5 protein-coding genes are annotated in these 6,244 nt (G+C 57.3%); all 5 read right to left on the bottom strand.

Going from position 1 to position 6,244, the window contains the following annotated elements; all coding sequences use genetic code 11:
• Positions 1–268: 268 nt before the first annotated feature.
• On the bottom strand, positions 269–1,762 hold the full coding sequence (gene cshA, locus L248_RS13380) for a degradosome RNA helicase CshA (protein WP_022530797.1): 1,494 nt from the start codon (positions 1,760–1,762) through the stop codon (positions 269–271).
• A gap of 305 nt (positions 1,763–2,067) precedes the next feature.
• The gene (locus tag L248_RS13375; protein WP_022530796.1) at positions 2,068–3,438 is read right to left on the bottom strand and encodes a UDP-N-acetylmuramoyl-tripeptide--D-alanyl-D-alanine ligase; all 1,371 of its coding nucleotides are present in this window, start codon (positions 3,436–3,438) and stop codon (positions 2,068–2,070) included.
• A gap of 20 nt (positions 3,439–3,458) precedes the next feature.
• Positions 3,459–4,556 (bottom strand): D-alanine--D-alanine ligase family protein, encoded by a 1,098-nt coding sequence (locus tag L248_RS13370; RefSeq protein ID WP_022530795.1) that lies wholly within the window; start codon positions 4,554–4,556, stop codon positions 3,459–3,461.
• Entirely contained in the window at positions 4,549–5,325 is a 777-nt protein-coding gene (locus L248_RS13365) for a hypothetical protein (RefSeq protein WP_022530794.1), read from the bottom strand. The genes L248_RS13370 and L248_RS13365 overlap by 8 nt, the downstream gene beginning before the upstream one ends.
• A 250-nt stretch (positions 5,326–5,575) precedes the next feature.
• Positions 5,576–5,860, bottom strand: coding sequence for a type B 50S ribosomal protein L31 (locus tag L248_RS13360; protein ID WP_022530793.1), 285 nt, complete (start codon positions 5,858–5,860; stop codon positions 5,576–5,578).
• Between the last annotated feature and the right edge of the window lie 384 nt (positions 5,861–6,244).

Below are 6,244 nucleotides of genomic sequence, written 5' to 3'. Positions count from 1 at the left end.
AATGTGTTCTGGCACCGAAGACCTTACGAACGGATAGGATGTAGGCGATTTGGGCCCAGAGGCTGGCGGGCGTCAGCCGTGCCCGCTACGTTCCAGCCCCAGCCAGCCGGAGGGTCCAAATCGCCGGGTCTCGCGAATCTGCCTCTCCGCTCCATGAGGCGGCTGGGCGAAGCACAACGCCGCATCAGCCCAAATCGCAGGGCCGACCGAGTGATATTTCCCCCGCACAGAAAAAAGCCAACCCATCGGCTGGCTTTCTGCAATGAAATTAGGCGTTGGTCTTCGATCGGGCCTTATAGTTGTGCTTGCTGCTATCCTTCCCTCGGCCGCTATAGGAATGACCGTGCTTGTCATCCCGCTTGCCGCGGTAGGAACTGTTGCGGTTCTTGCCATAAGAACGGTGACTGCCCTGGCGGTCGGAGCGGTGGTGCGACGCCTTACGGAACGGCAGCGGCCGCTCCGGGGTGATCGTCACCTTCACGTCCGACGTATCCTTACTGATACTCTTCAGGTAAGCCGATACCAGCTGCAGCGGTGTGTACTGCTCCAGCAGCTCCTCGGCTACGTCGTCGTATTTCTCCAAGTCGTCGTCCGCAATGGTCTGGACGATGCTCTCCTTGGCGCTGGCCAGCTGGCCAGCCAGGGCTTCGGCTTCCGTCGGCGGCTTGAGGGGTTCCATCCGCTTCTTGGTCAGCTCCTCGATGGTCCGCAGGTAACCCATCTCGTTGGGGGTGACGAAGGTAATGGAGATCCCGTGCTTGCCTGCCCGGCCAGTCCGGCCGATCCGGTGCACGTAACTGTCCGGATCCTGGGGAATGTCGTAGTTGAACACGTGGGAGACACCGGAGATGTCCAAGCCCCGGGCGGCGACGTCGGTCGCGACCAGAATGTCCAATTCACCGTGCTTGAAGCGTTTCAGAACGTCCATCCGTTTTTGTTGAGAAAGGTCGCCGTGGATCCCCTCAGCATTATAGCCCCGGGCCTGCAAGCCGCGGGTCAATTCGTCGACCCGGCGCTTGGTGCGGCCGAAGATCAGGGCCAGTTCCGGATCTTGGACGTCGATCAGGCTGGTCATGACGTCGAACTTCTCATATTCCCGCGCCCGTACATAATACTGATCAATAAGATCGGCGGTCAGCTCTTGGGACTTGATCTTCACGACTTCTGGATCAGTCATGAACTTATCGGCAATACGCATGATGGGGCCGGGCATTGTCGCGGAGAAAAGCAGCGTCTGGTGAGCATTCGGGACATACGTCAGGATCTTCTCGATGTCTTCGACGAAGCCCATATCCAGCATCTCGTCGGCTTCATCGAGGACCACGGTGTGCACGCCTTCCAGCTTCAGCGTCCGCCGGTTCAAGTGGTCCAGAAGCCGGCCGGGGGTGCCGACCACGATCTGGGCACCATCCTTCAGGTTGCGGATCTGACGGCGAATGTCTGCCCCGCCATAAACAACGGTGACCTTCGCGTGCTTATCCTTGCCCAGGCGGTAGAGTTCCTCCTGAGTCTGAATGGCCAATTCCCGAGTGGGAGAAATGACGATGGCCTGAACATTATGGTTGTTCAGATCGATCTTCTGTAACAAAGGCAAGCCAAAAGCGGCCGTCTTCCCAGTCCCTGTTTGGGCTTGTCCAATGACGTCCTTACCGGCCAAAACCAGGGGGATGGTCCCCGCCTGGATGGGGGTGGCTTCTTCAAAGCCGGCGCGCGAGACAGCCTGTAACAGTTGGGGATCTAAGCCAAGTTCATTAAAATTCAAAAAATAGTTCCTCCTTGTGTATAAAACAGGGACCCTGTTCCGTAAATGGGCCGCACGCTGTCGGCGTGCGCGGAACTGGTTCCCCAAGAAAAGTCTCGGACGAACCGAGACATCAACGAAATTGCATTCTTAATATACTAGCACGAGTGCGATGTAAATGCAAAGTGCAGAGGGCGCAGCCGAGCGGTTAGGCCACCTAGGCTAAGTGGCCGTAACACCGAAAGCCCTGGGCTGGGGCTTTTGGTGTGACGGTCCTTAGACTGTGGCGGCCTGCTCGGCTGAGCCCGTTTGCTTGTGCCGCCGGCCTAAAGTTTGGCGAGCACATTTTCCAAATGCATGCCGTGACTGCCCTTAAGCAGCACCAAGTCCGGATTATGAATCGTCGCCTGAAGATCCTTGATGAGCTGAGACTGATCGCCGGTGGGGTAATAATGCAAGCCCGCGGCGCCGTACTTGTCTGCCAAGGCTGCCGCCAAGGCCTGCATTTCGTTGCCGTATAAAAACACCTGTTGAATCTGGCGGGGATCAATGCTCTGGGCTAAGCCGGCGTGCAGGGCGGCCGCGTGGTCGCCCAACTCCAGCATATCGCCCAGCACGATGATTCGCTGACCCGTTGTCGGTACTTGGACGAAGTCGTGCAGTACATCTTTGACCGCCGTGGGATTCGAGTTGTACACGTCGGACAAGATCTGTTCCCCGTCGTCACCCTTAAGCCACTGGGCCCGGTTCGCCGTGGGAACGAACTTGCGCAGTGCCTGGGCGATCTTCTCCGGCAGCACGTGGAACTGGCGGGCGACTTGAATCGCCGCCAACGCGTTGAAGATGTTATATTCCCCCATCATCGGGATGGTGAAGGTCACGTCGCTCCACTTGTTGGTGACAAACTGCGTCTGTTGCGGGGCAGGCTGGACACTGATGGGATACAGGTCATTGCTTGGCCCATCGCCGAAGGTGCGTTTCTTCTGCGGCACCTTTTCTGCCCGTTCCCGCAGCAATGGTTCATCCCCGTTATAGATGAAGGTGCCATCCGCCGACAAGCCCTGGACGATCTCCATCTTGGCGTCCGCAATCTTGGCCCGCGTCCCGAAGAACTCGATGTGCGCCTCGCCGATCATCGTGATCACCGCCACGTCCGGCTGGGCGAGTTTTGTCATGTGAGCGATTTGGCCCGGCCGGTCCATGCCCATTTCTAACACCAGCACCTCGGTATTCGTCGGGGCGTTGAGAATGGTGTAGGGCAGGCCAATCTCATTATTGTAGTTGGCATAGGTCTTGGCGACATTGTACTGGGTGGCCAGGATGGTGGCCACCATGTCCTTGGTCGTGGTCTTCCCGTTCGAGCCGGTCACCGCCACGACCTTGGGGTTGATCTTGTGCAGATAGTGGGCAGAAAGGTCCCACATCGCCGTGAGCGGATCCGGCACCTGAATCACCGGAAAATCTTGGGGGATATTCTCGGTGTGGTCCGCCGCCCAAAATGTCGCCGCGGCCCCGCCGGCAATGGCCGCGGGGACAAACTCGTGGCCGTCCCGCTCCCCCGCCAAGGGAACGAACAGCATCCCCGGCTTGATCTGACGGGAATCAAAGGTGACCCCGGTCACTTCCCGGTCGGCAAATTTTTCGTCGACGGCGGGGGCGTGCAATGCGTTGACGATCTCGGATACTTTAAAATGCATAACGTGTCTTCTGCTCTCTATTAATAGTTGTTTTCGATCTTCCGGCGGTGGGCAAACTGCTTCTGCCCCAGGGTCATCAATTCTTCCAGCAAGTCCCCATAATTAATCCCGGTGTGCTGCCACAGGTAGGGATACATGGAGTACTGGGTGAACCCGGGCATCGTCTGGACCTCGTTGATATAGACGTCGCCGCCGTCACTGAGCAGGAAGTCGATGCGGCACAGACCGGCTGCGGACAGTTCCATGAAGGCCGTCTGGGCGATCTTCTCCAACTGGGATGTGGTTTCTTCCGGCAGCTTGGCGGGAATAATCAGCTTGGTCTGGCCTTCCACGAACTTCGCGTTGAAGTCGTAGAACGACCGGGTCTTGCCGATTTCCCCAGGCACCGAGATATTCAAGTCGTCCCGGTTGCCCAGCAAGGCCATTTCGATTTCTCGAGCATTGGGCACGCCCTGTTCCACCAGGACCCGATCATCATAATGGAAGGCGAACTCGATGGCGTCGGCAAGCTTTTCTGCCTCCGTCACCCGGGTGATACCGATACTGGACCCGGCGTTGGCCGGCTTCACGTACAAGGGATACAGCAAGCCGCCTTGAACCCGGTTCAGAAAATCGGTGCGGGCCGCGGTCATGCCCCACGCCGTATCGTCGATCCATTCATACGGGACCTGGGGCAGGCCGGCGTCGGCGAAGATCTGCTTAGAAATGATCTTGTCCATGGCGCTGGCGCTGGCCCGGACGCCGTTACCGACGTAGGGCACACCAATCGTCTCCAGCCAGCCCTGAATCGTGCCGTCCTCGCCGTTCGTGCCGTGCAGCATGGGAAAGACGATCACATTGTCTTCTTGCAGCCGGCGCCAATCCAAAGGGACACCCACGGACGTCTTGGCTTGCCGCCACTGGGGCGCACTGCCCTCTTCTAAGTAAAGCGACGTGCTGTCCGGCAGCGGGGCTGTGAGTGATGCGCCACTGAGAAATTGGCCTTTCTTCGTGATGTAGACCGGAACTAAGTCGTGGTACTCATAATAAATATTCTCCACGACTGAGCGGGCGCTGAGTACCGAAATATCGTGTTCCGAACTGACGCCGCCATAAAGCAAGTAGACTGTGTTATGCATTGACATCTTCCCCGTTCCTTTCTGTCTTCGGCGCCTCGAAGCGCCACTTCTGCTGCTTGCGGGAGTACTTGAGCAACCCGACCAGGTCGTCCTCCCCGCGCAGCCACGTCTGATCCGTTAAGAGCAGCTTCCGGCGCAGCTGATAGAGGGGCACCTCGTAATCCCGCTGATGCACCCGAATGTCGTCGAAGCTGAAGAGCACCCCGTCGATAAGCAGCGGCCGCAGTGTCACCCAGAGATGGTCCGGCAGCGGCGCAATCGTCTCGTTGCGCAGCTTGCGCCAGAACTGCAGCTCCACTTCCCGCTCCCGGACGTGCCGGGCAATGGCGTGATCCAGACTGACGAAGAACTGGTCCAGATTACGGTAATAGATCTTCTGTGTCCGGTCCGGCCGGTCCAGATAGACGTACTGATTCCCCAGCTTGTAGTAGAAAGGCGGCGTGATGTGATTGTAGGCGTGGCCCAGATAAAGCATCTCGGCGACCTCTTGGGGGGTAATCTGATCAAGGTAAAGGGTGTGCTGATAATCGATCCATTTCTTCGGAAAAATCTTCGGGTCCTTCATGTAGGCGGCAACGTCTTCTTCGCCGGAGACCACGTTGAACCCAGTGTGGGGGTCGACCATCTCGTCATTATTGACCGGTGTGAGCAATAGGAGGTGGTGGGGAATATCAGGAATGCCGGCGAGAAAATCGTCCGCGTTCATACCATAGGACACTGTCAAATTGGACACGGTCTCTAAGTGGACGTACAGCACTGTATTCGCCATGGAACGTTAAAACTCCTTTACCTGAAATGTGGAGCGGGTCTGTCTTGGCCTGGAATTTACTGTACTTTAGTGGCGCGGGGAACGCAAGAGAAAGCGTCGCCGGGCACCCGGGTGTCTCCGGGCACCATTATCCGGCGCGCGCAGCTGCCAGTATCCTTCATTCGCACCAAAATCATGCCCCGTTGTCAGCAAACGTTGCGCAAGAAAAAAAGACCCTCCAACAAATAGAGAGTCCCCCTGGGCGTCAACATTACTTGGCGTCTTCGGTTTCTTCTTCCGGCTTCTTGTTCTTGTCGGTAAAACCGTACTTCTTGTTGAACCGGTCGATTTGGCCATCGGCTTGGGTGAACTTTTGCTTCCCAGTATAGAACGGGTGGGAATCAGAAGTGACTTCGACCCGGATCAGGGGATAAGTCTTGCCTTCATAGTCGATCGTTTCCTTGGAAGTGGCCGTCGAACCAGAAACGAACTTGTAGCCCGTGGAAGAGTCCATGAACACAACTTCGTGGTAATCAGGATGAATTCCTTGCTTCATTAGTGTTACACTCCTTTGCCCTAAATCATTTGCTGAAATAGAGATTACTTTGCTCATTACACAATAGTGTATGGTACCACGCGGTTGGGGGCGGCGTCAATGTTAAGAGGGCGCAGCCGAGCGGTTGGGCCACCCAGGCTAAGTGGGCCTAACACCGAAAGCCCTGCACTCGGGCTTTTGGTGTTAGGGTCCTTAGACTGTGGCGGCCTGCTCGGCGGAGCCCGTTTGGGGAGGCGGAATAACGTCTGGTCGCTGGCGCGAGTGGCTACGGGATCTGCGGATTGACAGGCAGAATAGTGTCTGGCGCTGGCCCGGGTGACTACGGGCTCCGCGGATTGGGGGCTGGAACGCTGTGGGCACGACTTTAAGCCAAAATGCAAAGTA

This window comes from Schleiferilactobacillus shenzhenensis LY-73 (genome assembly GCF_000469325.1).
Classification (GTDB): Bacteria; Bacillota; Bacilli; order Lactobacillales; family Lactobacillaceae; genus Schleiferilactobacillus; species Schleiferilactobacillus shenzhenensis.
Note: the sequence above shows the minus strand (reverse complement) of the source record. Positions and strands in the feature narration are given on the sequence as shown.